Source organism: Legionella bozemanae (genome assembly GCF_900450575.1).
GTDB classification, from domain to species: domain Bacteria; phylum Pseudomonadota; class Gammaproteobacteria; order Legionellales; family Legionellaceae; genus Legionella; species Legionella bozemanae.
In genome coordinates this window covers 1,232,418-1,255,820 of record NZ_UGGY01000001.1, presented here as the reverse complement: position 1 = coordinate 1,255,820, position 23,403 = coordinate 1,232,418, and the positions used below count along the sequence as shown (strand labels likewise).

The window sequence follows — 23,403 nt, the reverse complement described above, 5'->3', positions numbered from 1 at the left end:
CATACCTTTTCTATGTACCCAGGCTACTTTCCAATAAATTACTTCGAAGATAAAACCATTATACCATCCATCTCAACCTGAACACCACGTGGCAATGCAGAGACTTCTATCGCTGCCCTTGCTGGATATGGTGATGCAAAATAACGACTCATTGCTTCATTAATTAAAGGAAAATGACGCAAATCCGTAAGATAAACATTTAATTTCACTATATGTGCCAAACTACCACCTGCAGCCTCACAAACTGCCGACAGGTTTTCTAAAACCTGGGTGATTTGCAATTTAATATCTTCGCTGCATACTTCCATCGTTACAGGATCAAGTGGTATTTGTCCTGAAAGATAAACTGTATCCCCACACTTAATGGCTTGTGAATAAGTTCCAATAGCTTCTGGAGCCAATTTTGTATTTACCGGTTGCATTAATTATCCCCTTGTTTTTTTCTATAAAGACGCATCACCACTTTATTTGCCCGTAACCTACGCATTACACGAGCCAAATGCGTTCTATCAATAACACTAATTGAGAATGTAACTGCATTATGTCGTCCATCTCGCGGATCCACATTGATATTACCTATATTGGATCCTGCTTCTGCAATAGCAGTTGCCAGAGCAGCTAACACACCACGCTCATTTACTACGTCAACTGTAATATCAACCCAGTATTCACCTTCAACCTTCTCATCCCAACGTAAGGCAACAAATTGCTCTGGATTAGTTCGTGAATTTTTTAAAGTGGTACAATCACTGCTATGAACAATAATTCCTCGACCCTGTTGGAATTTTCCAACAATATTATCGCCAGGAATAGGCTGACAACATTCACCAAAATGAACCACCATTCCTTCCGTTCCTTTAATTGCCAAGGGACGTGTTTTAACTCCTTTATCCAGTTCATTAGAGTCTTGACTTACTACCAATCTTTTGGCAATTACCATTGCCATTTGATTGCCTATACCAATCGCATAGAGCAAATCATCCATCGTTTTATAATGTAAATCACTTAATAATGCGTGTATGGATTCTGGTGGAATTTTTGCATAATCACTAGATAGTTCGTTTAATGACTGCTCGAGAAGGCGTTTTCCTAAACTAATTGATTCTGTATTTTGTTGACTCTTCAGAAAATGACGGATATTAGAACGCGCTTTTCCAGTAACTACAAAATTTAACCAAGTCGGGTTGGGATGAGCACCTTGTGCCGTAATAATCTCAACCGTTTGCCCATTAGACAAAGGAATACTTAACGGCACCAGTTTTCTATTTACTTTCGCCGCCACACAACTATTACCCACTCCTGAGTGAACTGAATAGGCAAAATCAACCGGCGTAGCTCCTTTGGGTAATTCCATAATATGGCCTTTAGGAGTAAAAACATATACTTCATCTGGAAATAAATCGATTTTGACGTTCTCAATAAACTCTAACGAACTTCCAGTACTCCGTTGCATTTCCAACAGACTTTGCACCCATTCTCTTGCACGCAACTGCGCTTCATTTACTTCAAGGCCGGACGATTTATAAATCCAATGCGCAGCTACCCCATTGTCAGCAACCTTATCCATGTCACGAGTACGAATTTGCACTTCGAGAGGAACCCCAAAAGGCCCGAACAAAGTGGTATGCAGGGATTGATATCCATTCGCCTTAGGTATGCCAATATAATCTTTAAAGCGTTGAGGAACAGGTTTATAGGTACAATGTAAAGCACCTAAAATACGGTAACAAGAATCAATATCTTCAGTAATCACACGAAAAGCAAAAACATCAGTAATCTCGGTAAATGAGGCTTTTTTCTGGCGCATCTTTTTATAAATACTGTATAAATGCTTTTGTCTACCGAACACTTGTTCATAAGGAATATTTAATTGCGCTAAAGCCAGTTGCAAATCACGTTCAATTGTCTGGGTCAATTCACGTCGATTACCACGAGATTTTTCAACTGCTGATTTAATGGCTCTGTAGCGCATAGGATATAGAGCCTGGAATCCTAAATCCTCAAGCCCTACATAAATCGAATGCATCCCCAAACGATTTGCAATTGGGGCATAAATTTCCAGAGTTTCTATGGCTATACGTCTGCGTTTTGCATAAGGCATTGCACCTAGGGTCTTCATATTATGCAAACGATCGGCTAGCTTAACAATAATTACACGAATATCTTTAACCATGGCCAAGACCATTTTACGGAAATTTTCCGCCTGAGCCTCTGCCTTTGATTCAAATTTGATTTTAGTCAGTTTGGTCACACCATCCACGAGGGAGGTAATTTCTTCGCCGAATTGGCGTGTTAAATCATCTTTGCTCACGGAGGTATCTTCAACCACATCATGAAGCAAAGTAGCCATAATTGTTTGATAATCCAGCCGCATTCGGGCAAGAATCAACGCTGCTGCAACAGGATGAGTAATATAAGGCTCGCCAGAACGCCGCATCTGCCCTTGATGCGCTTTTTCAGCAACCAGATAGGCTTGGTAACATTTCTCTATTTGCGACTGCTCAAGATAGCATTTCAGCTCTTCATCGAGCTCCTTAAAGTAGCTCACGCAGTACTCCCTAGTATCTAACATGACCATACCCCTATACCCATAATTCACCCTATTTAAGGTGTCCCATATAAATCACAATCCTTTATGATTCGTAGCTTGGGTGAAGTGAAACGAATCTGGGAATTTTAGTCACTCAAAACTTGGGGAACCATTTCACTTTACCCAAGCTACTTGAATATTTTTCCTGGGGTCTCTGTTTACAACGATTGAACAAAGACCCATCCAAAAAATTATTCTTTATCCAAAATTTCTGGCGTAATTAATCCTTCTGCTATTTCACGCAAAGCCACTACCGTAGGTTTATCATTTTCCCATTCAACCATAGGCTGATCTCCTCGAACTGCAATTTGACGCGCACGTTTAGTGGCTACCATAACCAGTTCAAATCGATTTGCAACGTTCTTTAAACAATCTTCAACTGTAACTCGCGCCATAATTCATTCTCCAGTAGCAAAACCCTGCATTTTACTGCGATGATAACAGGAAAGAAAGCAATTTTGATTGTTTATTTATCTGCCGCTCAATACGTAAACGGTTTGCAATCACAATTGCACCCAACTCCATCGCTGCTTTTTCAAAATTATCATTAACGATTAAATAATCAAACTCAGGATAATGACTCAACTCATCCTGGGCTTTTTTCATCCGGTCACTAATCACTTCATCCTTGTCCTGTCGTCTATTCAATAACCGTTGTTTTAAGGCATCCAACGACGGCGGTATAATAAAGATACTCACCGCATCCGGAAAGGAACGCCTAATCTGCTCTGCTCCTTGCCAGTCTATATCCAGAATTACATCGATGCCATTTTGCAAACGGTTAGTAATTTGCTCCATCGATGTTCCATATAAATGATTAAAGACTCGGGCATGCTCTAAAAAAGCACAATCATTAATCATATGTATAAATTCTTCTTCATCAATAAAAAAGTAATCCACTCCATGCTGTTCCCCAGGTCGCATCATTCGTGTTGTATGCGAAATAGATACTTCAATATCATCAAGAGTTTCAATTAACTTTTTTACTAAACTTGTTTTACCTCCCCCAGAAGGTGCTGCAACAATAAACAAATTACCCGAATAATCACCCACAATAATACTCACTCAATGTTTTGAATTTGCTCACGCATTTGCTCAATTAAAACTTTCATTTCCACTGCACTCTGAGTCAATTCCACAGAGTCAGACTTTGAGCTTAGCGTATTCGCCTCCCTATTTAATTCTTGCATCAAAAAATCAAGACGCCTGCCTGCTATTTTATCGCAATTTAGTGTCCGATTCACTTCATCAAGATGAGTCTGTAACCTATCTAATTCCTCGCTCACATCAATACGCGTCAAAATCAAAGCAATTTCCTGCTCTACACGCGACTCCTGAACTTCAAGTTTCACAGAGTGCAATCGGGTCAATAACTTGTCTTTCACTTGTTCCGTTTGCATTAATACTATAGATCGAGCTTTCTTAATTTCTTGACCTAATTCATTTAATCGTCCTTCCACATGTGCTTTCAATGCGCTCCCTTCTGTGGTACGCATTTGACGTAGCTGCTCGACTGCCTCATTAAACAAGGAAAGTGCATGCTCTCCTAACACCTCCACATCGGGCATACTTGCTTGCATCACGCCAGGCCAGGATAGGACGCGACTAACACCTAAATCATTCGGCAAATGGTGTGACTCAGCAAGTTTCTCACTTAAATTCACTAATGCATTTACCATGCCTATATTTATAAGCATAGACTGATTATTAGCACTTGTGTCTTGATATTTCAGCTGACACTCCAATTTTCCGCGATTGATCTTACCCCGCAGCAAATGACGCAATTGTTGCTCTATAAATCGGAACGATTCAGGCAAACGAAATGAAACATCTAAATAGCGATGGTTAACAGACTTTATTTCCCAACAAAAATGACCTTCTTCGATTTGCTTTTGCACACGCGAGAAAGCCGTCATACTTTGAAGCATATAGATACCAATGAAAAAAACTACCTTGCGCGAATATACTCCAATTTAAAGCAATTGGACAGAGACAATCTGACTGAAATTGTTAATCAGATCACGAGGCTAAGTGAGCAATATTACACCATTTTGATATTTAATTAAATACATAGATACAATAATTTCATGAAAGCTCTAATGCAAATCACCTATTTTATCCCGAGTTAACTCTTTAACCCGAGACTAAATAATGACTTATTTTATAATTGCTTATTTGGTGAAGAGATTGATGTCTTTTGCTGATTTTGGGACAAAAGCTCATCCATCCTTTCATTCATCCAACTCATAAGGGTTACTGCAGACATCACTCTGAGGCCTCGAGGAAATCCTCCTTTAAAAAATCCATAAACACCCTGTGTTGTATAGAGCTTTTGAACCGTTTTGAAAAAACCGGCTGAGTTCTCATTAATTGAAGACTGCTGAGCTGTTTTCACTACATCAAATTTTTGAGAAACCAATGTTGCTCCTACTCCAGCCAGCATTCCTGCAAGCAGAGAAGCAGCATAATCATTGGGATAATACTCTTTTATTCTTACTTTCAATGTGGGAGTCACTGCTAGAAAAAATGTAGAAAATAGCCCTTCCCTCAGCATCGTTGCCATCAGTCCTGTATAAAGACGAGACCAGCCTCTTTGCCTCACCAGATTTGATCCTGTTGAGAAAAAACCTGTTTTTGGATGCGTCATTATCATTTCAGTTGGACAGCTTATCAAAGCAGAACCAACCCCGGCAGCGAATGCGCTCGTTAGCTTTTGAGCATCAGACAATTCATACTTATTTCCCAGAAACCATTTTTGAAAAAAACAATTCAAACCTACTTGCACTGCAGTTATTGGAATCATACTTGCTGCATTCGGCAATATACCTCGATACAATACTTGCGGATTTAGCGTAAAAGGATCTCCTTTTTGCATTCGTGTTTTTATTGACCACAAAGGATGGTCAACAAACACTTCGAAAGCGCCAGTAATACTTCCTGAGATAATGCTTTGGAATATACTTAGATTGTTTTTCTTTTCTTTTGGGTATGCCTCTTCTTTACGTGCCTCAAATTTTGCTTGAATCATAATGATGCTCCGATAGTTAAGTCAAATGAATTCATTACCCGCTGAGTGCTTCTCCCTAGAGAGGCACGGATAATGACAAATGACCGCCCTAGGGAAAGGAAGGTAAGAAAAGAATCACTAAAGAAGAAATATTGTGTAAGGAAACTAAATCGCAGACTAATAGCGTGCTTGCAGGCAAACCTGCAGATAATGCCACGCTGTTTTCATAACTACGATTGTTCATAATGAAGGCTTTTTTTAAGTTAAAGTTCAAGCTACCATGATGAGTCATTATTAGTCAACATGGACTTAAAGAATTTTTTTGCTCCAAATTAAAACCATATGTTTGGAGATTCACATCAAGAGCGCAACATATCATTTTTTCCGAGCACACCATGAGCATATCGATAATAAAAACGATGATTATGTGTTTTTATCACGTCCCTCATACTTTAGGATGCAACATGGGAAGTTAAGCGTTATAATTCTTATTTTTATCGAGGATTATCTAATGCGCCCAAGTAACCGTGAAGCCAATCAATTACGTTCTGTTAAATTAACCAGAAACTATACAAAACATGCTGAGGGCTCAGTTCTTGTTGAATTTGGACAAACTAAGGTATTGTGTAATGCATCAGTAACCGACGGAGTTCCCCGTTTTATTAAAGGAAAAAATCAAGGTTGGGTAACTGCTGAATACGGTATGCTCCCGCGCGCAACACACAGTCGTACTGAGCGGGAAGCAAGTAAAGGTAAGCAAGGCGGCAGAACCATGGAAATCCAACGCCTCATTGGCCGCTCGCTAAGAGCTTGTGTTGATTTAAAATTTCTGGGTGAAAATACGATAACGCTAGACTGTGATGTCATTCAGGCTGACGGGGGTACAAGAACAGCAGCTATTACAGGTGCCTGTGTCGCGATGAGAGATGCAATAAACTGGATGGTAGAGCGAGAAAAAATACGTAAAATGCCTGTATTTCATTACATCGCTGCAGTTTCTGTAGGAATATATCGAGGCCAAGCCGTACTTGACTTGGATTATGCTGAAGATGTACTTGCCGAAACTGACATGAATATAGTTATGAATGAAGCAGGACATTTCATCGAAATTCAAGGCACTGCCGAAGACAAGCATTTTAATCGTGATGAATTAAACAGCATGCTTGCACTTGCTGAAATGGGTATTCCTCAATTAATTGAATTACAAAAAAATGCATAAGTACTCCTGCCATTGAGGTCAATTTAAGAAAAATATTGGAACCCAAAACGGCTGGGCTGAAAAGTCCAGCAATGATATTACAAAATGTGCCCAATCGTTTAAGAAACCCTTGGTTTTGCAGTGAATCAATAATTAAAATAACGATTTATCAAGTGCTATATCGCGTGCTGTATGGGATGAAATAATATTCTTTTTCACCAGCTCAGTTAAATGCTGATCCAAAGTTTGCATGCCTTTAGCCTGACCTGTTTGGATGGAGGAATACATTTGTGCCACTTTATCTTCACGAATTAAATTTCGTATCGCACTGGTGCAAATCATAATTTCCAAAGCGGCAACTCGCCCACCCCCACTTTTTTTCAATAAAGTTTGCGCTACTACAGCTTGCAGTGATTCAGACAGCATTGAACGCACCATAGCTTTTTCCTCAGCCGGAAACACATCAATAATCCTATTGACGGTTTTGGTTGCAGAATTAGTATGTAAGGTACCAAATACCAAATGTCCGGTTTCTGCAGCGGTCATTGCTAAACGGATCGTTTCCAGATCGCGTAACTCACCTACCAAAATCACATCAGGATCCTCACGCAATGCGGAACGCAAAGCAGCATTAAAATTAAGTGTATCGCGATGAACCTCGCGTTGATTCAATAAGCATTTTTTACTTTGATGCACAAACTCTATGGGATCCTCCACAGTTAAAATGTGATCATAACGACTTGAGTTAATGTAATCGATCATGGCTGCCAAAGTTGTGCTTTTCCCTGATCCTGTTGGACCAGTAATGAGCACTAACCCCTTAGGATAACTGGCCATTTCTTCAAAAATAGCAGGTAATTCTAAGTCACTCATACTTAAAATTTCAGAAGGTATAGTACGGAAAACAGCTGCAGCTCCACGCAACTGATTAAAGACATTCACCCTAAAACGGGCTAGATTAGTTATTTCAAAAGAAAAATCGGTTTCCAAAAACTCTTCAAATTCTTTCCTTTGCCGATCATTCATCACATCATAGATGATTTTTATCACCTCTTTATGTTCCATGGCAGGTAAATTAATTTTGCGCAAATCACCATCCACGCGAATCATAGGGGGTAATCCTGCAGAAAGATGTAAATCTGATGATTTATTTTTTACGGAAAATGCTAATAGTTCTGCTATATCCATTGCTTAATTCGTCCTGATTATTATCTGATGATAGGCTGAACTATTAATACCAGTCTACCTATAAAATATGATGCTACTAGCTTAGCGCACGAAGTGATACTCGGCAAACATTGTTTCTTTTGCTATTGTTAAGGTTCGCAAACATACTTAAATGATTATGAATCTTCAGCAAAATCTACATCAAATAAAACAACTAATTAAGCAATCTGAACTGGATTTTGACAGAAAACCAGGGAGTGTTCTATTACTTGCTGTCAGCAAACAACAAAGCATTGAGGCGATTAGCCAATTATTTCATCTTGGAGTGACCCATTTTGGAGAAAGTTATTTTCAGGAAGCCCAACAAAAAATAAATGCATTAAGAAACATGCCCATATGTTGGCATTTCATTGGCCCCATTCAAAGCAATAAAACCAAAGGGATTGCCACCTCATTTCACTGGGTTCACAGTGTTAGCCGCTTGAAAATCGCCCAGCATCTTAATAAATATCGCCCACCTCATTTAGATCCGCTCAACATCTGTTTACAAATTAATTTAGTAGATGAAAAAACAAAATCAGGAATTCCTCCTGAAGATGCTGCTGAATTAGCTTTGACAGCCAGTCAACTTCCACACCTCAAGCTAAGAGGTTTGATGACTATCCCTCCTCCCCAACAAGATAAACAAACTCAATATGATTTATTTATGCAACTCAATCAACTGATGCATGCACTAAATCAGGAACTTCGGCTCAATATGGACACATTATCTATGGGCATGAGTGATGATTTAGTCTCCGCAATTAAGGCAGGCGCTACTATAGTGCGTGTTGGACGGGCATTATTTGGTGAGCGACAAAAACAAAGCGACGCGATATAATCCTAATAAATCAGTTGTAGGTATGCAGGATAGGGGAAAATATGTCTGGTCTTATCGCCGTAACACTTTTTATTGTTTCTTTATTTTTTTCACTTATTATTTTTAGTTTATGGCTACGCATCGCGCTACGCTATTTACGCGTCAGTGCACTTCATCCGGTAAGCCAGCTTATTCATAAAATAACCAACCCTATAGTAAATCCAATTCAACTGATATCAAAACAACCTTATAAGCCGGGACAAAAATATGATATCCCGGCTATTATCACCTTGGTTTTGGTTGAGCTATTAAAAATTATCTTCTTCAGCCTTCTTATCTTAAATGGACTAATTCCTATTATATTCATATTCATTTATATAATTGCCGACTTAATCATCCAGCCTTGTGATATTTTGTTTTTTGCCATACTTATCCGTGTTGTTATGAGTTTTATCAATCCAGAGTGGCAAGGTCCAATTGCTGATTTCTTACGTTTGCTAACAGAGCCCTTGTTAAAACTCGGTAGAAAGATTGTTCCGGACATTTCTGGTTTTGATTTTTCGCCTTTTATCATCATGATTTTACTGAAAATAATTACTTTATTTATTAGCGCAAACCTACCCTGGAGATTATTATAAAAGCAGCTATACTTAATTTTAAGCAGAGGATTAGTAGGATTGAATCATGAAATTAACGTTCCTCAGAAGTACTAGCTTGGGATTAATCCTTTTACCTTTTAGTTTATTTGCTGATACTCAATCTTATTATTGCCCGCAAAACCACGGATATATTAATTTAGGAATGACACCCGATGAAGTAATCGCAGCGTGTGGCCAACCAGTGAGCCAGCAAGAATCAAATCAACCTGTTATGCAAAAAATTCCCATGCAACAGCTCATTTATAATAATATGGGAACTCAAACCGCCTTTTACGGAGTATGGAATGTTCCCACGGGCAATGGGGGTGTTTCACTTGAAGTAAATATTGTCAATCAAAAAGTACGCTCTATTAAATTAAACGGCTCAGATAGCAATGCGGTATCTGTTTGTCAGGGCGCAAACATTCAAGCGGGGGATCCAGTACAAAAAGTGTATTACTCCTGTGGATCTCCTTCTATGGTAAATAATACTTTTATCAATGAAATTGTACCAACCGCCGAAAAACCTCAAGTTTGGCTCTATCAGCCCGGGGAGTACCAACCTGCCGTTACCATGACTTTTGTTAATGGTAAATTGCAATCCATTCAATAAGTCGCAAAGCGATAGGGTATAATAATTGCCTATTTCATTCTATTCCCTATTTTTAGGCAAATCACAGTGCAACACTATGGTAAGTTAAAAAAATAAGATACACTCTCAAAATTTTAGCGCAGAACTCCATTCAAATTAATGAGGTCACTGCTTTTCTTGAAATATTTGTTGAGGTAGGTTTTGAAATGACTGCAAGCATAGATGAACTCACTATTGCATTTAGTGAAAATGGAATAGAAACAGTTAAAGAGCTGGATAAGAAGGTATTAAGTAAAGGGGCCTGGACTACGATTATGTTTAAGTATCAGGATTGGGATAATGCCCAAAACGGCTATGGACCCGTTAAATTTTCAATTCGACGTTATCAAAAACGTAATAATCAATACTGGCAAAAATCCAAATTTAATATATCCAGCGCAGAACAAGCGCAGAAAATCATTGATATTCTCAGTGACTGGTTGAAATAGTTTTAACATTGATAACTAATTTTATTATTAAATTTTTACAAATTTTATAACTTTTTTAATAAATATATTCTATCTCCCAGATTTACGATTTTGCTTCCTGAATTACTCATGCATTTCGATATAAGTTACTATAAATAAAAGATTTTTTTGTAACCTCCTTAATAAAACAAGCAAAACCTCTGGGAGTTTTTGTCCAATTTGAACACCCTTGTGCCCACAAAATAACCCCCAAGATTTTTTTTTGTTCTAATTATTCATATTTCTTAAGGTTAAGTTAATTTTTGCTCCTTATAATACAAATCCAATTTAACAACGATGTAAAATATTATCATGCAGACTAAAAAAGAAACTCAAGTTCCAAAAACTGGTCAACCACCTGTGACTTCACTATGGAGCATGCCAAACCTTTCTAATGCTCCATGGTTGGTAACACCGTTGGAAGTGGTGAAGCAAAAACTACAAACTCAAAAAACGTACCAGCAACCTGTATGGAGCGTATCGAGTATATTTACTTCCGCCTGGTATTCACCATTTGAAGTAGTAAAACAATCACTGAAAACTACGAAGCAACCATCTGTGTGGAGCATACCTTCATGGTACTCACCATTTGAAATAGTAAAACAAACACTACAAACTCAAAAAACGAAGCAGCAACCTGTAACTCCATCAGTGTGGAATTTACCCACTATATATCCTTTTCCTGGGATAATGCCATTGGATTTACTAAAGCAACAGGTCCAAACCTCAAAAACCAAGCCCTCTCATAAACCTGAGACCTCAGGAGTAGGAGGTTTACCTAGTTATGCTTGGTCAGCAATGCCGTCAATGGAAACAATTCAACAACAATTGTGGAATGGAGCTAATTTTGTAACTGTTGCATTAGCTACAAGTTTTAGTATCGTAGCGGTTCAAAGTCCAGTAAAAACGGTGTTAGTTAATTTATCCAAGAGCGGTAATATGGTCCCTACTTATCAAGGTGGGATTTGGGGATTTATGAGAGCAATGTATGCTGGAACTTCAGCTTCTATTTCAGGATCAGTAATTCGAACTGGGTATGTTACCGGAGCTAAAGGCGGCAGCAAGCCTCTAGAAGAAGGGATTCATGAGGCGAATAAAGAAGAAGGTAAAAAATACTCTGCAACGAATTATACCTATGTTATGGCTATGGCTTTAGGCGATATCCTGGTGACCCAAATACCTGAATCATTATCCACATTGAAAAAAGTTCCGGGTCTTCTTCCTCCTGACTTTGTATGGAAAACGCCTAATAACGCTTGGAAATTGATGATGGGTGGTTTTATACCCAGATATGGTTCTGGAATGGTTAATTTTGCTGCTTTATGTATTCTTGAAGAGAGAATAGCAAAGGGCTTGCCAATTCAAGATAAAAATGTAGCTCATTTCACTTCTGGAATGTTCAGTGGTATGGCTGCTGCCTTTTTCTCATATCCATTTACATCTTTTAAAGATTATGCCCTAGTGCAATCTACGGTTAAAGATGGACGTCTGCACAATGTAAGCACAATTAAATTAACTCAAGAGTTATTTTATTGCTTCATCGAGAATCCAGGAGCTTCATTAAAATCATTTGGATCAATGGCTCTAAAACAAGTTCCCATTCGAATGGGCTTAACAGGGGTTATATTTGCTCTGGTTGCTGGTGTTGGTGAAACTATGGGGCAAGAACCTTTGGAAAAAGTTGTTCCCAAAAAATGCCAACCCTCACCAGGAAAATCCAAACACAGTATGTTTGCGCCTAAAGAAACAACAACTCCTCGTATTGAAGAAGTTGAAGAAACCAATGAAAAGGACAAAAGCACGAGTAGCAAGCTAGACTAAGTGTTTGAAAAAAATTGCATGGCAAACTAATTTTCATAAAATAGTTTGCTCTATGCAAAAATAGTGTATTATAGAGAACTGCAATGTTTAATTTTAAACCACGCATTGCAGTTTTTAACACTATTAAAAAGGATGATAAAATGATGTCACGTCTCGGGATGTTTTTTAAACCAGTTCTTGAAACCACGGCTTATTCAATTGGAGCAGCCGCAGTAGGTAGTGGTATTTATCGTGCCGGAACTTATATTCAAAATAAAACAAAAGGACAAGAGCAAGGACAAGAGCAAAGTGATTCCTTTAGAAAGGATATAACTCTTTCACTTGAACACGGTAATGAAGTGCATGCGCCAGGGATTAAGCTTGGATATTAAAATCCATCCCTCGTTGTCATTTATCATCATGAATGACGCATAAAGATCGGTGTTGTAAAAATTAGATTTATCAACACCGAGCCGAATTGTCTTACAAAAAACCAACAAAATTATACCCACTCCAAACCAGGATGGGAACGTTCGAAATACTTCTGAACCATTTCCTCTGAAACTAAATCCAAACGCGCTGGATGCCATTGAGGTTTTTTATCCTTATCAATCAATAACGCTCTGACACCTTCATAAAAATCATAATCGTGCATAAAATGACTGACTACATCATAATCGATTTGCAAGCATTGCGCTAAAGAGAGCCCTTTTGCCTTTTGTAATTGAGCTAAAGTCACTTTAAGGCTCAAAGGAGATTTTTGAGCTAAAGTATTATCGACCGCTTCCGCCCATACTGTATTGGCACTTTGCAGGGACTCTCGAATCATTTCAACTGTTGGATGCGCAAAACAGACATCAATCAATGGCTTAATTTGACTGACCTCCTCTGTAGCAGGTACAAAAGAAAAGCGCTGCAAGCATTGATTGACACGCTCAAAAGCATCTATTGATAAATCTTCGTTCATTAATGCATCATATAAAGCAGGCATTTGTTCTGAGGACACCATTTTTTTAACCAATCCAGCTTTCACCGCATCATGTGGGCCTAGGCGATTGCCGGTCAAGCCCAGGTAAGTGCCCAAATATCCTGGACATCGGGTTAATAAATAGCTCGCACCAATATCAGGAAAAAAACCAATACCCGTCTCAGGCATAGCAAATACGAAACGCTCACTGGCTATGGGATGACTTCCGTGCATGGAAATCCCCACCCCTCCTCCCATAACAATACCATCAATTAGAGAAATGTAGGGTTTACCAAGATGATGAATAAAATGATTTAATCGGTATTCGTGCCAAAAAAACTGCATTTGCTCCGCATCATTTACTTGTCCGGTAAAATAGAGCGAGCGTATATCTCCCCCAGCACAAAATGCATTTCCCGAAACAGCACGCACGACTACCGCATGAATAGTATCATCTCCTTGCCAAAGGCTTAACTGCCTTTGTATGTTAAGAATCATATTTAAAGTCAGCGCATTCAGTGCACCAGGTCTATTTAATGTAATAACACCCAATGAACCTTCTTGATTAAAAAGTACTTCATCAGTCATGATTATCTTCCTTCGAACCCTGCAGCTCGTTTTTCCAAAAATGCCGCCACCCCTTCTTTCTTGTCTTCAGAAGCACATACTTTGGCAAAGTGAATTGCTTCTAGATGCAAGGCCTCGGTTAAAGACAAGTCATAACCATGATCAATAACCTCCATAACACTTGCAACCGCAAGAGGAGCCATGCTCAAAATTCCATGCAATAATGTTTTCCCACGATCCAACAAAGCTTCCGGCTCTACAACCTCACTCACCAACCCCCAATTTAATGCCGTTTCAGCATTAATAAATCGTCCGGTCAAACATAAATCTAAAGCACGTCCTTTACCGATTAAACGCCCCAATCGTTGTGTACCGCCATAGCCAGGAATTACCCCCAGTTTCACTTCGGGCTGACCAAATTGAGCTTTAGTTGAAGCGATCCTTAACGTTGCAGAAATAGCTAATTCACAACCGCCACCGAAGGCAAATCCGTTCACTGCTGCTAATGAAGGTTTACCTAAAGTTTCCAAAAGACGGAAAACCTCTTGTCCACGACAAGCAAATTCATATCCTGTTTGTGCAGTACATTCAGCCAATCGGCTAATATCTGCGCCAGCACAAAAGGCTTTACCATGACCAGTAATTATTAACGCCTTAACTTTTGGGTTGGTTTTCGCAGAATGGAATGATTCCTCTAAAGCATCTAATACTTCCGAGCTTAAAGCATTTAACTTTTCGGGTCTGTTCAAAGTTAAAGTCAAAATTCCCTGGCTATCTAAATCTTGTTCAATTAAATTCATTTCATTCACTCCTTTTCTGTAAGAACATACTAGTATCATAGCCTGTGTGCAACGTAGCAGAACCCGCTTTAGGAGTTCATTCTGCGCTAAAAACTCAGGATCAGCTCTGAAAAAACCTCATCATTTTTTTACCCTACGTACTGCGCGCTTTAAGCGCGGTACGTAGGGAGGTTTATTAAAATTAATTAGTAACAATAAACTACTTTTTAAGTTGGTGTCTATCTCAAGGTTCCATGCCACACCCAATCTATAATATCAATCAGCACAAAAAGTGCTCCTCATCCAAAGTTGTCTTCGCTATAATTTCGCGCATGATTTCATTAGTTCCTTCAAGAATTTGATGCACTCTCAAGTCCCTGAATATACGCTCAATTTGATAATCACGTAAATAACCATATCCCCCATGAATTTGCATTGCCTTGTCACAAATGCGGAAAGCAACATCCGTAGCCAGACGTTTCGCCATGGCACAATATAGAGGGACTTGAGAATCATTTTTATCCATAGCATTTGCTGCTCGATAAACCATTAAACGTGCTGCTTCGTAATCTGTCAGCATATCCGCAAAATAAAAACGTAATGCTTGCATCTCGGTGAGTGGTTTGCCAAATTGTTTACGCTCATGCATATAGTTCTGAGTTAATCGTAAGCAAGCAAGGGCTCCACCTAATGAACATGAGGCAATATTTATCCGCCCCCCATTTAAAGCATTCAATGCAATTTTAAATCCCATGCCTTCATCACCAACACGATTAGCAATCGGTACGCGACAATTTTCAAAATACACCATACAGGTAGGTTGACTATGCCATCCCAATTTTTTTTCTAATTTCCCAAAACTTAATCCTGGTGTATCTTTTTCTATCAATAGGCAACTTATTCCATGATGCGATTCATCGCCAGTACGAACCATACATAAATAAACATCACTTACTGAACCACCTGAAATAAAGGCTTTGGAACCATTAAGAATATAATAGTCTCCATCTTTTACAGCTCTGGTTTTTAAAGAAGCTGCGTCTGAACCTGCCTCAGGTTCAGTCAAACAATAACTACCAAATACTTCCATGGAGGTTAATCTAGGTCCCCACTTCATTCGTAACTCAGAATCAGCATATCGGTCCACTAAAGAAGTAACCATATTATGAATGGAAAGATAAGCACTGGTACTGATGCAACCTGTTGCTAATTGTTCAAACAATAATGCGGAGTCTAACCTTGTTAATTGGGCTCCACCAATATCCTCACGCGCCATCATCCCAGCCATTCCTAATGAGGCGGCTTCGCGTAAAACCTCTATGGGAAAATAATGATGCTCATCCCAATTATCGGCCATAGGAGCCAATTTCTCGCGCGCAAAATCAGCTGCCATCTCACGAAAGGCCAAATGTTCTGCTGTGAATTCAAAATCCATAAACTGTCCTTAGAAAATTTATTTAAATGTATTATTATTGCGAATTTTTATCATCCATGAAAGAGATATGCTTCGAAAATTACCGAGAACATTTTATGAACGCGATACAATCAGTGTTGCCAAAGAACTTTTAGGAAAATACCTTATCCATAACCAATTCGGACTTGAATATATAGGAAAGATTGTCGAGGTAGAAGCGTATCTGGGACAACATGATCTCGCCTCCCATTCCTCTAAAGGTCTTACCCAAAGAACGAAAGTCATGTTTGGGCCAGCTGGATATGCCTATATCTATTTAATTTATGGAATGTATTATTGTACCAATGTCGTTACTGAAACTGAAGGCACAGGTTCTGCAATATTGTTACGTGCTGTTGAACCCATCAAAAACATTCAAGGACGAACACAAGGCCCTGGATTGCTTTCCAAAGCAATGCATATAGACAAGCAATTGAACCAATATGATTTAACCGGTAATATTTTTTACATTGCGGAAGCAGAAAACCAAGATCCGTTTACCATTGTGGAAAAACCAAGAATTGGGGTTCATTATGCAAAAGATTGGGCAGAAAAATTACTGCGCTTTTATATAAAAGATAATCCTTTTATTTCCAAACCATAATCCTTAAAGCAGTGGGCCTCATAGTGAGAATAACTAAGTATCTACTGCTTTTTTAAGGATAATGATATGATTGCAAATTTCCTGCTCGTGAAAAGAATAAGAATAATCCTAGAAAAAGCAGTTGAAACCGTAACGAGCCAATTAAGGTGCTGAAAATGATGGATTTTTTTGAATTTTTTTCGTGAAAGCAGTGGTCACCACTACGGTGAGCGAAAAAAATTCAAAAAAATCCGGCAGATTGAGTACCTTTAGCTTGCAGCAGGTTTCAACTGCTTTTTCTAGGATGATCACATGGAAACTCTTGCAGCACCTGTAATTCATAATGACTCACTTACTGTACTCAAAGAATACTTTGGTTTTGACTCGTTTAGAACACCTCAGGAAGACATCATACATGATGTCATTGCTGGACGTGACGTTCTTGTTTTAATGCCAACAGGCGGTGGAAAGTCCCTATGCTATCAAATACCTGCTATAGTAAGACCAGGAACAGGTATCGTTGTTTCTCCATTGATTGCATTAATGGAAGACCAAGTGGCTGCACTTAGATTACAGGGAATTCGTGCGGCATATTATAACTCCTCTTTAACCAGTGAAGAAGCAAAAAACGTATTAATGCAATTACATCATGATGAATTGGATTTACTGTATATCGCTCCCGAACGTTTGATTAACCCATCATTTCTGGAGCGCTTAAAAGAATGCCGCATAGCACTTTTTGCCATTGATGAAGCCCATTGCATCTCTCAATGGGGACACGATTTTCGTCCCGAATATTCTGCTTTAGGTATTTTAAAAAACCATTTTCCTAATATTCCAATTATTGCTTTAACTGCAACTGCTGATAAACAAACACGCCAGGATATTGTTGATAAATTAAACTATTCACCTAAAAAATATATTGCTTCATTCAATAGACCTAATATCTATTATAAAGTAGTCCCCAAAACCAATGCAGTGAAACAATTGAATCAGTTTTTGCAAACAGTAGAACAACAATCCGGGATTATTTATTGTAGTACCCGTACTGGCGTGGAAAATCTTGCCAAAAAACTGCAAGAAATCGGTTTCAAAGCTCGTGCCTATCATGCTGGGCTTTCCCATAAAGAACGTCGAGAAGTCCAAACTTTATTCAGGTATGATCGTATTGACATTGTTGTTGCCACGATTGCTTTTGGGATGGGAATTGATAAACCCAATGTTCGTTTCGTTATTCATCATGATTTACCTAAAAATATTGAAGGCTACTACCAGGAAACAGGACGTGCTGGACGTGATGGATTGCCAGCCCAAGCACTTTTACTCTATGATGCAGCGGATAGTGCGAGACTACGCTCCTGGATTATTAATAATCCGCTCGATGAACAAAGACGGGTTGAAACCAATAAGCTCAATCACATGCTTGCTTTCGCTGAAGCAGCCTATTGCCGTCGCCAGATTTTATTACGCTATTTTGATGAACCTTGTGATACGGAATGCCAATATTGCGATGTGTGCGAAAATCCTCCAAAAACAGCTGATGCAACAGAAGATGCGCAAAAATTCTTATCCTGTATTTATCGATTACGGCAAAATTATGGTCTAACACATACCATAGACGTATTGCGTGGTAGTTCTTCAGATAAAATAAAGCAATACGGTCATGAGCAACTAAGTACCTTTGGCATTGGTAAAGGCAAATCTGCCCACTACTGGAAGCACCTGGCCTGGCAACTCATTCATAAAGAGTATTGTGTGCAGGACATGAATCACTTTAATGTTCTTAAATTAACCCCCAAAGCCATTCCTTTGCTTAAAGGCGAAGAAAAAATCTCGCTTACTTTACCTAGTGATGATCTTAAACGGGGTAAAAAGAAAACCAAAGAGCGACCCTCTGTTGAAACAACAAACACCCCATTATTCGAATTGCTTCGTGCATTAAGACGCCAGCTGGCTGATGAAGAAAACAAACCACCTTTTATGATTTTCAGTGATGCAACCTTACACGCAATGGCTGAAGTAAAACCTCAAAATTTGGAACAATTACTTACAATACCCGGCGTAGGTCAACATAAATTGGCTCATTATGGACATCAGTTCCTTAACGTACTGAGCGAATACAGTGAATAAGATAAATTGGCAGCAAACCAGATGCAATAATTATCCCTCACTATCATGCGCTATACTATAAACACAAAGGATTGTGCCTGAGGTTTTAAATGACCTTACCCCATAAAGAGGAAATCGTATTTCTTTTTGAAGGTTCGCTTCGCGCCATACCATTTAACACCATTTTAGCCATATTATTAACTTTAGAACTTCTGTATATGCACGTTCCTTGGCAACACGTTATATGGATAGCACCTGTTATCCTGTTCAGCGCATGTAGATGGTTTTTTTGTCGTTACTTTCTCAAAAAAGGACTAGGACAGTACAAAAGTTCTCTCTCTTTAATTTATTTTATTCTTCTTACGTTTATTACTGGAACTGCATGGGGAATCTTTTATTGTCTTATCTTTCCTTACATATCAGTTATACAAGAATTTATTATCATTTTAGTGTTAGGTGGGTTAAGTGTTGGTGCTATAGCATCATTGTCTATTTATCTTCCTGCTTATTATGCTTATATCATTCCTATCTTTATCCAAGTAACCGCCTACAACTATTGGATAGATAAAGGAGAGCGAATTGTTCTTGCAAGTATGTTTTTATTTTTTTTAATCATGATAATCATTTCTGCACGAATGAATCACTCTTCGTTAAAAAAAGTATTCCTGTTATTTAGAGAAAAAGAACGATTAATTGATGATTTACAAATGCTTTCTATAACAGATGCATTAACCGGTTTATACAATAGACGTTATTTTCAATCTATCTTACAGAAAGAATGGGATAAAGCGCAGCGCAATCATTATTCAATAATTTTAGTATCCATTGATATAGATAATTTTAAACTGATTAATGATAACTTGGGGCATACTTATGGCGATAATTTTTTGATTTATACTGCTAAATTATTAAAAAAAATATTTCGTCGCGCTAATGATACGATTTATCGTGTTGGAGGTGATGAATTTTTCGTCATTCTTATCAACCAAACCATTCAAGAATGTCTCACCGTGTGTCATTCATTCAATGAGCAATTCAATAATAAAAAATCTAAAAAAAAATCCATAATGAAACTCATCACATTGAGTATGGGTATAGTCTCTACTCAAGGTAATTATAAGTTCCAAATTGATAATTTAATTGCATTAGCAGATAAAGCACTTTATCAAGCCAAAAATGAAGGTAAAAACAGCATGGTCATAAAAGAATTAACTGTACCTGTTAAGGTAAGATCAATTCACCTTGGGCATTAAAACGATATCGATTTTGATCCCACCCCTGACCAAAAAGTCTTAGTACGGAGCTGTAATAACCATCAGCAGTCAGTTCTTCAGCATCAATGCGTTGTCTTTGCACAGCAAGTTCTGAAGGATTATTGGCTAATAATGGCAAGAGTGCCGCGGCAAAACCAATAGAGCCTTTCCCTTGTGTTTTACCAGTCAGGATATTAATTTTCTCTGGTGGAGTTCCTAATTGTTGTGTCAAGACAATAATAGGCAAAAAGTGTTTTATCAATTCTGTTGCTTGAGGCGCATCCTGAGCTAACATCCCTACCCAAAGATAAACACGAATCGCATTATAACTACCTAAATTAGGATACTTTAGATCAGGCTGCCAGCCACGATTCTTTTTCCAAATTACCCAATCCGGCGCAAATCCTTTGGGGGAAGTTTCTAACAACAAACGTCTGCTATTACGCTCAAGAATATTCCATTGGCTGTTGAGTTGAGCAAATCGAGCAAATAACTGAGGAGGTAAATAACTGGGATTAAGACGCCAATAGTTTTTAAAATTGAACCCAAATTTACCTGGAAGTACCATAAGTCCAAATCCTGGCATTTGAACTACCTCTTCCTTCAGAATACGTTGTAGAAGTTTTTTACCAAGAGAGCCATATCGTTTATTGTTCCATAAGCGTCCTGCTTCTAGTAAATCATAAGCAATCCATAAATCAGAATCAGCAGCAGAATTACTGTCTAAAACAATCCATTTTTTTTGGGCATTTTGTCCCCATTCCCATGCAGGTAAGTGCTTTCCCAAATCGCCTGCAGCAAGATTTTTTTCAGTCCAGCGTAGTAATTTATCAAACATAGGCTGATCATGAGCAACTAAAGCAAAGAATAATCCATAACTTTGCCCCTCAGAAGTAGTCTTTCGCTCCGGAAGTTGTGGATCAATGACTCGTCCATCCATGCTGATGTAGTACTGTTTAAATTTCTCCCAAATTGGCCATGGGGTACTTGCCATAGCATTACAAATACCCAATATCAATAAGATAATAATTAATAAGCATTTCTTATTTTTAAAAATCACGTTTTATCCTGCTGTGTGCCTTTTAAACGATGTTTAATGAGTCTTGACAAACCATTCCAAATCAAAAATGTAATTAGGACTGCAGCCAAAAGAGATAAGAGTGCAAGGCTAATTGGGTGTTCTTGCAATAAGTTCCAAAAGCGATCCCAAAATGGCAAATAACCCAAATAATACTTATTGCCTACCCGAAAACTATCAATTCCAGAGTCACGGATTACTGCTAGAGAACCAAAAATTTTGTCGACATTTTTATTATGAGTTAATGCCTTATTGAGTAGATCAAAACCTTGCTGACTTTCCGCTAGCAAAGCAATGATGCTGCGTTTTTCGTAATATGGGGATTGAATACCGAGAATAGCTGCTACAGAGCCCATTGCTGTGACAGTAGTTTTACTTTCAGCTGCACTGAAAGGAGTCACTCGATGTGTATCTGGCATTGCATTTCTGTTCAAAGGCTTTTTAACCCAATCTTGGGTTTTATTAATCAGCAAATTAAGATCATCATTATCACGAAGATCTTTAGGTAACGTGCCAATAATCAAAAGATCAGCATTTTTATTTTTAACTTGCGACCAGTTATCTGTCAAAGTCATCGCTAAAATAGGATACCCAGTTGCTGCACCAATGTTACCCACAACATTAAGTAAAGAAGTCACTGCTTCAGGTTTTGATTGTGGATCAATATAAACTATCGTTTGTGACAAATCAGCCAAAATACTAAAAGGAAAACCGGAGCTCATGAATGCATTTAAATTGGGCATTGCAATATAATGATAATAATTGGAGAGATTTAAAGTTGAAGCATCATCTATGACTCCTAAATTATTAATTACCTGATAAGTAATGCATTGCTCATTGAGCATTCCTCCTGCAATTTGTGTTCCATATGCAAAATCAAAGGTAAATTGGTTATTCGCCCCTAATTTTGCTGGAATATAGAGTTCTTTACTTGTGACTGCCATATTTCCTGCAAGGGCCTTCTCTCCCTCGTGCTCTAACACATAACTTTTTACAAAAGAATTATTTAGGCTAATATGCAGCTGCGACATACTTGCTGCCGGTGGTAATGAATAACGATATTTTAAACGTAAATCAATACCTCTGCTTTGGTGTAAAAATAAATCAGGCGGTAAATTAAATCTAAGTGAGATGGGATAAGGAGTAAATCCCTTTGTTTGTAGTTGCTCGTCAAATTCTTTTAATTTTGCAAAAGCTACTGGTTTATCAGTAGGCATCCAGTTTGGTGCGTCATAAGGCTTTCGAGGTTCTAACATTTTTACGTTATTGATAATAACGCTTGATCCGCGAAAAAGGACATTACCTTGTGCTATACCCCGAACAGCAGTTACTAAATCCTTGTCATCACGCCCCAAAATCAAGAGTAATTTAATATAAGGATTATTTGGATGACTTATCATTTCGACTGTGGGGGCTGTCACAGTTTTATAGTTTTTCAAGAAATCAGGTTTTTGTGCATTCGTCGCAAATATTATGGCATTGCTTGTAGGGATCTGGTTAAACGAAACAGGGAAAGTCGCTCCACGCCATAAAGCCTTACTTCCAAACCATGACGCCAGAATTGCTGCGGCACGTTGTTGCGCTAAATTAGGTTGTCCAGAAAATATAATGGGTAGATTTAACTGATTGTGATCTAATGGATCAAAAAAAGGCTCTGGAAAATGTGAGAGATCATTTTTCAAAAGTAAGGTTTGAAAATTCAACTCAAGATAGCTGCTCTTGTCAATATCCATCCATATTGAACTATGTGCTGGATTTTCACAAATCGCTTTATAATGACCAATAAACTCAAGACGGAGACGATTAAAATCATTGATAAAACGAGGATCAATGGGTATATCTATGGAACTCAATTTACCTAATTGTTCAGCACTGATTGCGATCACATCGACCAATTCGTCATTTAGATAAATTTTAAGTTGTGAAAGCAAAGGAATCAGCGCAGGTGAAGGGGTAAATTGCAAATGTAATACTGCTTGAAATATCAATTCATCTTTACGCATGGTAAATTCGATATTTCTTCCTGTAGTGAAGTTACCTAAAGTAAAATTACCTTGCTGCTGATTTAAGTTATTAAAATATAGCTTAACTTTTCGTGTTGGAACATTGGCTGGAACAGATAATATAGGTTTTGCAGTCTGGCCAGGATTTGTTGTAACAGCAAACACCGCGTGAAAGTGACATCCAAGAACCAGTAATGTAATCCAAATTATTTTTCTTATCATTATCTCATCCATTAGTTTATAAATTTTATTCC

The 23,403-nt window shown here is 38.2% G+C and carries 22 protein-coding genes; 10 read left to right on the top strand and 12 right to left on the bottom strand.

The window, feature by feature from the left end; genetic code table 11:
* Positions 1–38: 38 nt before the first annotated feature.
* The 6 genes from DY223_RS05350 to DY223_RS05325 all read right to left on the bottom strand — a co-directional run bounded on the left by DY223_RS05350 (position 39) and on the right by DY223_RS05325 (position 5,618).
* Positions 39–422, bottom strand: coding sequence for a RidA family protein (locus DY223_RS05350; RefSeq protein ID WP_058460440.1), 384 nt, complete (start codon positions 420–422; stop codon positions 39–41).
* Positions 422–2,548 (bottom strand): bifunctional GTP diphosphokinase/guanosine-3',5'-bis pyrophosphate 3'-pyrophosphohydrolase, encoded by a 2,127-nt coding sequence (spoT, locus tag DY223_RS05345; RefSeq protein ID WP_058460439.1) that lies wholly within the window; start codon positions 2,546–2,548, stop codon positions 422–424. The genes DY223_RS05350 and spoT overlap by 1 nt, the downstream gene beginning before the upstream one ends.
* Positions 2,549–2,781: 233 nt before the next feature.
* On the bottom strand, positions 2,782–2,985 hold the full coding sequence (gene rpoZ, locus DY223_RS05340; RefSeq protein WP_010653170.1) for a DNA-directed RNA polymerase subunit omega: 204 nt from the start codon (positions 2,983–2,985) through the stop codon (positions 2,782–2,784).
* 31 nt (positions 2,986–3,016) lie between these two features.
* A complete protein-coding gene (gmk, locus tag DY223_RS05335) occupies positions 3,017–3,646 on the bottom strand; it encodes a guanylate kinase (protein WP_115684353.1) in 630 nt (209 codons plus the stop codon).
* Between the two features lie 5 nt (positions 3,647–3,651).
* The gene (locus tag DY223_RS05330) at positions 3,652–4,518 is read right to left on the bottom strand and encodes a YicC/YloC family endoribonuclease (RefSeq protein WP_058460437.1); all 867 of its coding nucleotides are present in this window, start codon (positions 4,516–4,518) and stop codon (positions 3,652–3,654) included.
* Between the two features lie 233 nt (positions 4,519–4,751).
* Entirely contained in the window at positions 4,752–5,618 is an 867-nt protein-coding gene (locus tag DY223_RS05325; RefSeq protein WP_058460436.1) for an MC/SLC25 family protein, read from the bottom strand.
* A 490-nt stretch (positions 5,619–6,108) separates the two neighbouring features.
* On the opposite strand from DY223_RS05325, the gene rph reads away from it, so the two are divergent.
* Positions 6,109–6,816, top strand: coding sequence for a ribonuclease PH (gene rph, locus DY223_RS05315; protein ID WP_058460434.1), 708 nt, complete (start codon positions 6,109–6,111; stop codon positions 6,814–6,816).
* Between the two features lie 132 nt (positions 6,817–6,948).
* Here rph and DY223_RS05310 read toward each other — a convergent pair whose 3' ends face one another.
* Positions 6,949–7,983 carry a type IV pilus twitching motility protein PilT gene (locus tag DY223_RS05310; RefSeq protein ID WP_058460433.1) on the bottom strand — a complete coding sequence of 345 codons (1,035 nt, stop codon included), beginning with the start codon at positions 7,981–7,983 and terminating at the stop codon, positions 6,949–6,951.
* A gap of 157 nt (positions 7,984–8,140) precedes the next feature.
* On the opposite strand from DY223_RS05310, the gene DY223_RS05305 reads away from it, so the two are divergent.
* The 6 genes from DY223_RS05305 to DY223_RS05280 all read left to right on the top strand — a co-directional run bounded on the left by DY223_RS05305 (position 8,141) and on the right by DY223_RS05280 (position 12,749).
* Positions 8,141–8,842: a YggS family pyridoxal phosphate-dependent enzyme gene (locus tag DY223_RS05305; RefSeq protein ID WP_058460572.1), complete on the top strand. Its 702-nt coding sequence runs from the start codon at positions 8,141–8,143 to the stop codon at positions 8,840–8,842.
* A 41-nt stretch (positions 8,843–8,883) separates the two neighbouring features.
* A complete protein-coding gene (locus DY223_RS05300; protein ID WP_058460432.1) occupies positions 8,884–9,459 on the top strand; it encodes a YggT family protein in 576 nt (191 codons plus the stop codon).
* A 46-nt stretch (positions 9,460–9,505) separates the two neighbouring features.
* Positions 9,506–10,072 (top strand): DUF2845 domain-containing protein, encoded by a 567-nt coding sequence (locus DY223_RS05295; protein ID WP_058460431.1) that lies wholly within the window; start codon positions 9,506–9,508, stop codon positions 10,070–10,072.
* 185 nt (positions 10,073–10,257) lie between these two features.
* Positions 10,258–10,539 (top strand): hypothetical protein, encoded by a 282-nt coding sequence (locus DY223_RS05290; protein WP_058460430.1) that lies wholly within the window; start codon positions 10,258–10,260, stop codon positions 10,537–10,539.
* A gap of 330 nt (positions 10,540–10,869) precedes the next feature.
* Positions 10,870–12,378 carry a hypothetical protein gene (locus DY223_RS05285; protein ID WP_058460429.1) on the top strand — a complete coding sequence of 503 codons (1,509 nt, stop codon included), beginning with the start codon at positions 10,870–10,872 and terminating at the stop codon, positions 12,376–12,378.
* Between the two features lie 140 nt (positions 12,379–12,518).
* Positions 12,519–12,749: a hypothetical protein gene (locus tag DY223_RS05280; RefSeq protein WP_131744455.1), complete on the top strand. Its 231-nt coding sequence runs from the start codon at positions 12,519–12,521 to the stop codon at positions 12,747–12,749.
* A gap of 110 nt (positions 12,750–12,859) precedes the next feature.
* On the opposite strand, the gene DY223_RS05275 is transcribed toward DY223_RS05280, so the two are convergent.
* From DY223_RS05275 to DY223_RS05265, 3 genes are all read right to left on the bottom strand, one after another.
* Complete coding sequence (locus DY223_RS05275; protein WP_058460427.1) at positions 12,860–13,912, bottom strand: enoyl-CoA hydratase/isomerase family protein; 1,053 nt, start codon at positions 13,910–13,912, stop codon at positions 12,860–12,862.
* Positions 13,913–13,914: 2 nt separating this feature from the next.
* Positions 13,915–14,691 carry an enoyl-CoA hydratase/isomerase family protein gene (locus DY223_RS05270; RefSeq protein WP_058460426.1) on the bottom strand — a complete coding sequence of 259 codons (777 nt, stop codon included), beginning with the start codon at positions 14,689–14,691 and terminating at the stop codon, positions 13,915–13,917.
* Positions 14,692–14,950: 259 nt separating this feature from the next.
* Positions 14,951–16,105, bottom strand: a complete 1,155-nt coding sequence (locus tag DY223_RS05265) for an acyl-CoA dehydrogenase family protein (RefSeq protein ID WP_058460425.1) — start codon at positions 16,103–16,105, stop codon at positions 14,951–14,953.
* A 67-nt stretch (positions 16,106–16,172) separates the two neighbouring features.
* Between DY223_RS05265 and DY223_RS05260 the strand changes: the two genes are divergently transcribed.
* From DY223_RS05260 to DY223_RS05250, 3 genes are all read left to right on the top strand, one after another.
* Positions 16,173–16,727 carry a DNA-3-methyladenine glycosylase gene (locus tag DY223_RS05260; RefSeq protein ID WP_058460424.1) on the top strand — a complete coding sequence of 185 codons (555 nt, stop codon included), beginning with the start codon at positions 16,173–16,175 and terminating at the stop codon, positions 16,725–16,727.
* Positions 16,728–17,018: 291 nt separating this feature from the next.
* Positions 17,019–18,836, top strand: a complete 1,818-nt coding sequence (gene recQ, locus DY223_RS05255) for a DNA helicase RecQ (RefSeq protein WP_058460423.1) — start codon at positions 17,019–17,021, stop codon at positions 18,834–18,836.
* Positions 18,837–18,925: 89 nt separating this feature from the next.
* Positions 18,926–20,068: a GGDEF domain-containing protein gene (locus DY223_RS05250; RefSeq protein WP_058460422.1), complete on the top strand. Its 1,143-nt coding sequence runs from the start codon at positions 18,926–18,928 to the stop codon at positions 20,066–20,068.
* Here DY223_RS05250 and bcsZ read toward each other — a convergent pair.
* Both bcsZ and bcsB read right to left on the bottom strand, forming a co-directional pair.
* On the bottom strand, positions 20,037–21,128 hold the full coding sequence (gene bcsZ / locus DY223_RS05245) for a cellulose synthase complex periplasmic endoglucanase BcsZ (protein ID WP_058460421.1): 1,092 nt from the start codon (positions 21,126–21,128) through the stop codon (positions 20,037–20,039). The genes DY223_RS05250 and bcsZ overlap by 32 nt on opposite strands.
* Positions 21,125–23,371 (bottom strand): cellulose biosynthesis cyclic di-GMP-binding regulatory protein BcsB, encoded by a 2,247-nt coding sequence (gene bcsB, locus DY223_RS05240; protein WP_058460571.1) that lies wholly within the window; start codon positions 23,369–23,371, stop codon positions 21,125–21,127. Before bcsB ends, bcsZ begins: the two co-directional genes overlap by 4 nt.
* Between the last annotated feature and the right edge of the window lie 32 nt (positions 23,372–23,403).

What these genes read in the sequence shown, in the direction of transcription:
- DY223_RS05270 (WP_058460426.1), bottom strand. Translation starts at nt 14,691, where the DNA reads ATGAATTTAATTGAACAAGATTTAGATAGCCAGGGAATTTTGACTTTA.
- DY223_RS05250 (WP_058460422.1), top strand. Translation starts at nt 18,926, where the DNA reads ATGACCTTACCCCATAAAGAGGAAATCGTATTTCTTTTTGAAGGTTCG.
- DY223_RS05325 (WP_058460436.1), bottom strand. Translation starts at nt 5,618, where the DNA reads ATGATTCAAGCAAAATTTGAGGCACGTAAAGAAGAGGCATACCCAAAA.
- DY223_RS05290 (WP_058460430.1), top strand. Translation starts at nt 10,258, where the DNA reads ATGACTGCAAGCATAGATGAACTCACTATTGCATTTAGTGAAAATGGA.
- DY223_RS05260 (WP_058460424.1), top strand. Translation starts at nt 16,173, where the DNA reads ATGCTTCGAAAATTACCGAGAACATTTTATGAACGCGATACAATCAGT.
- DY223_RS05285 (WP_058460429.1), top strand. Translation starts at nt 10,870, where the DNA reads ATGCAGACTAAAAAAGAAACTCAAGTTCCAAAAACTGGTCAACCACCT.
- DY223_RS05265 (WP_058460425.1), bottom strand. Translation starts at nt 16,105, where the DNA reads ATGGATTTTGAATTCACAGCAGAACATTTGGCCTTTCGTGAGATGGCA.
- DY223_RS05280 (WP_131744455.1), top strand. Translation starts at nt 12,519, where the DNA reads ATGATGTCACGTCTCGGGATGTTTTTTAAACCAGTTCTTGAAACCACG.
- DY223_RS05300 (WP_058460432.1), top strand. Translation starts at nt 8,884, where the DNA reads ATGTCTGGTCTTATCGCCGTAACACTTTTTATTGTTTCTTTATTTTTT.
- DY223_RS05310 (WP_058460433.1), bottom strand. Translation starts at nt 7,983, where the DNA reads ATGGATATAGCAGAACTATTAGCATTTTCCGTAAAAAATAAATCATCA.
- DY223_RS05305 (WP_058460572.1), top strand. Translation starts at nt 8,141, where the DNA reads ATGAATCTTCAGCAAAATCTACATCAAATAAAACAACTAATTAAGCAA.
- DY223_RS05330 (WP_058460437.1), bottom strand. Translation starts at nt 4,518, where the DNA reads ATGCTTCAAAGTATGACGGCTTTCTCGCGTGTGCAAAAGCAAATCGAA.
- DY223_RS05350 (WP_058460440.1), bottom strand. Translation starts at nt 422, where the DNA reads ATGCAACCGGTAAATACAAAATTGGCTCCAGAAGCTATTGGAACTTAT.
- bcsB (WP_058460571.1), bottom strand. Translation starts at nt 23,371, where the DNA reads ATGATAAGAAAAATAATTTGGATTACATTACTGGTTCTTGGATGTCAC.
- rpoZ (WP_010653170.1), bottom strand. Translation starts at nt 2,985, where the DNA reads ATGGCGCGAGTTACAGTTGAAGATTGTTTAAAGAACGTTGCAAATCGA.
- rph (WP_058460434.1), top strand. Translation starts at nt 6,109, where the DNA reads ATGCGCCCAAGTAACCGTGAAGCCAATCAATTACGTTCTGTTAAATTA.
- DY223_RS05275 (WP_058460427.1), bottom strand. Translation starts at nt 13,912, where the DNA reads ATGACTGATGAAGTACTTTTTAATCAAGAAGGTTCATTGGGTGTTATT.
- recQ (WP_058460423.1), top strand. Translation starts at nt 17,019, where the DNA reads ATGGAAACTCTTGCAGCACCTGTAATTCATAATGACTCACTTACTGTA.
- DY223_RS05295 (WP_058460431.1), top strand. Translation starts at nt 9,506, where the DNA reads ATGAAATTAACGTTCCTCAGAAGTACTAGCTTGGGATTAATCCTTTTA.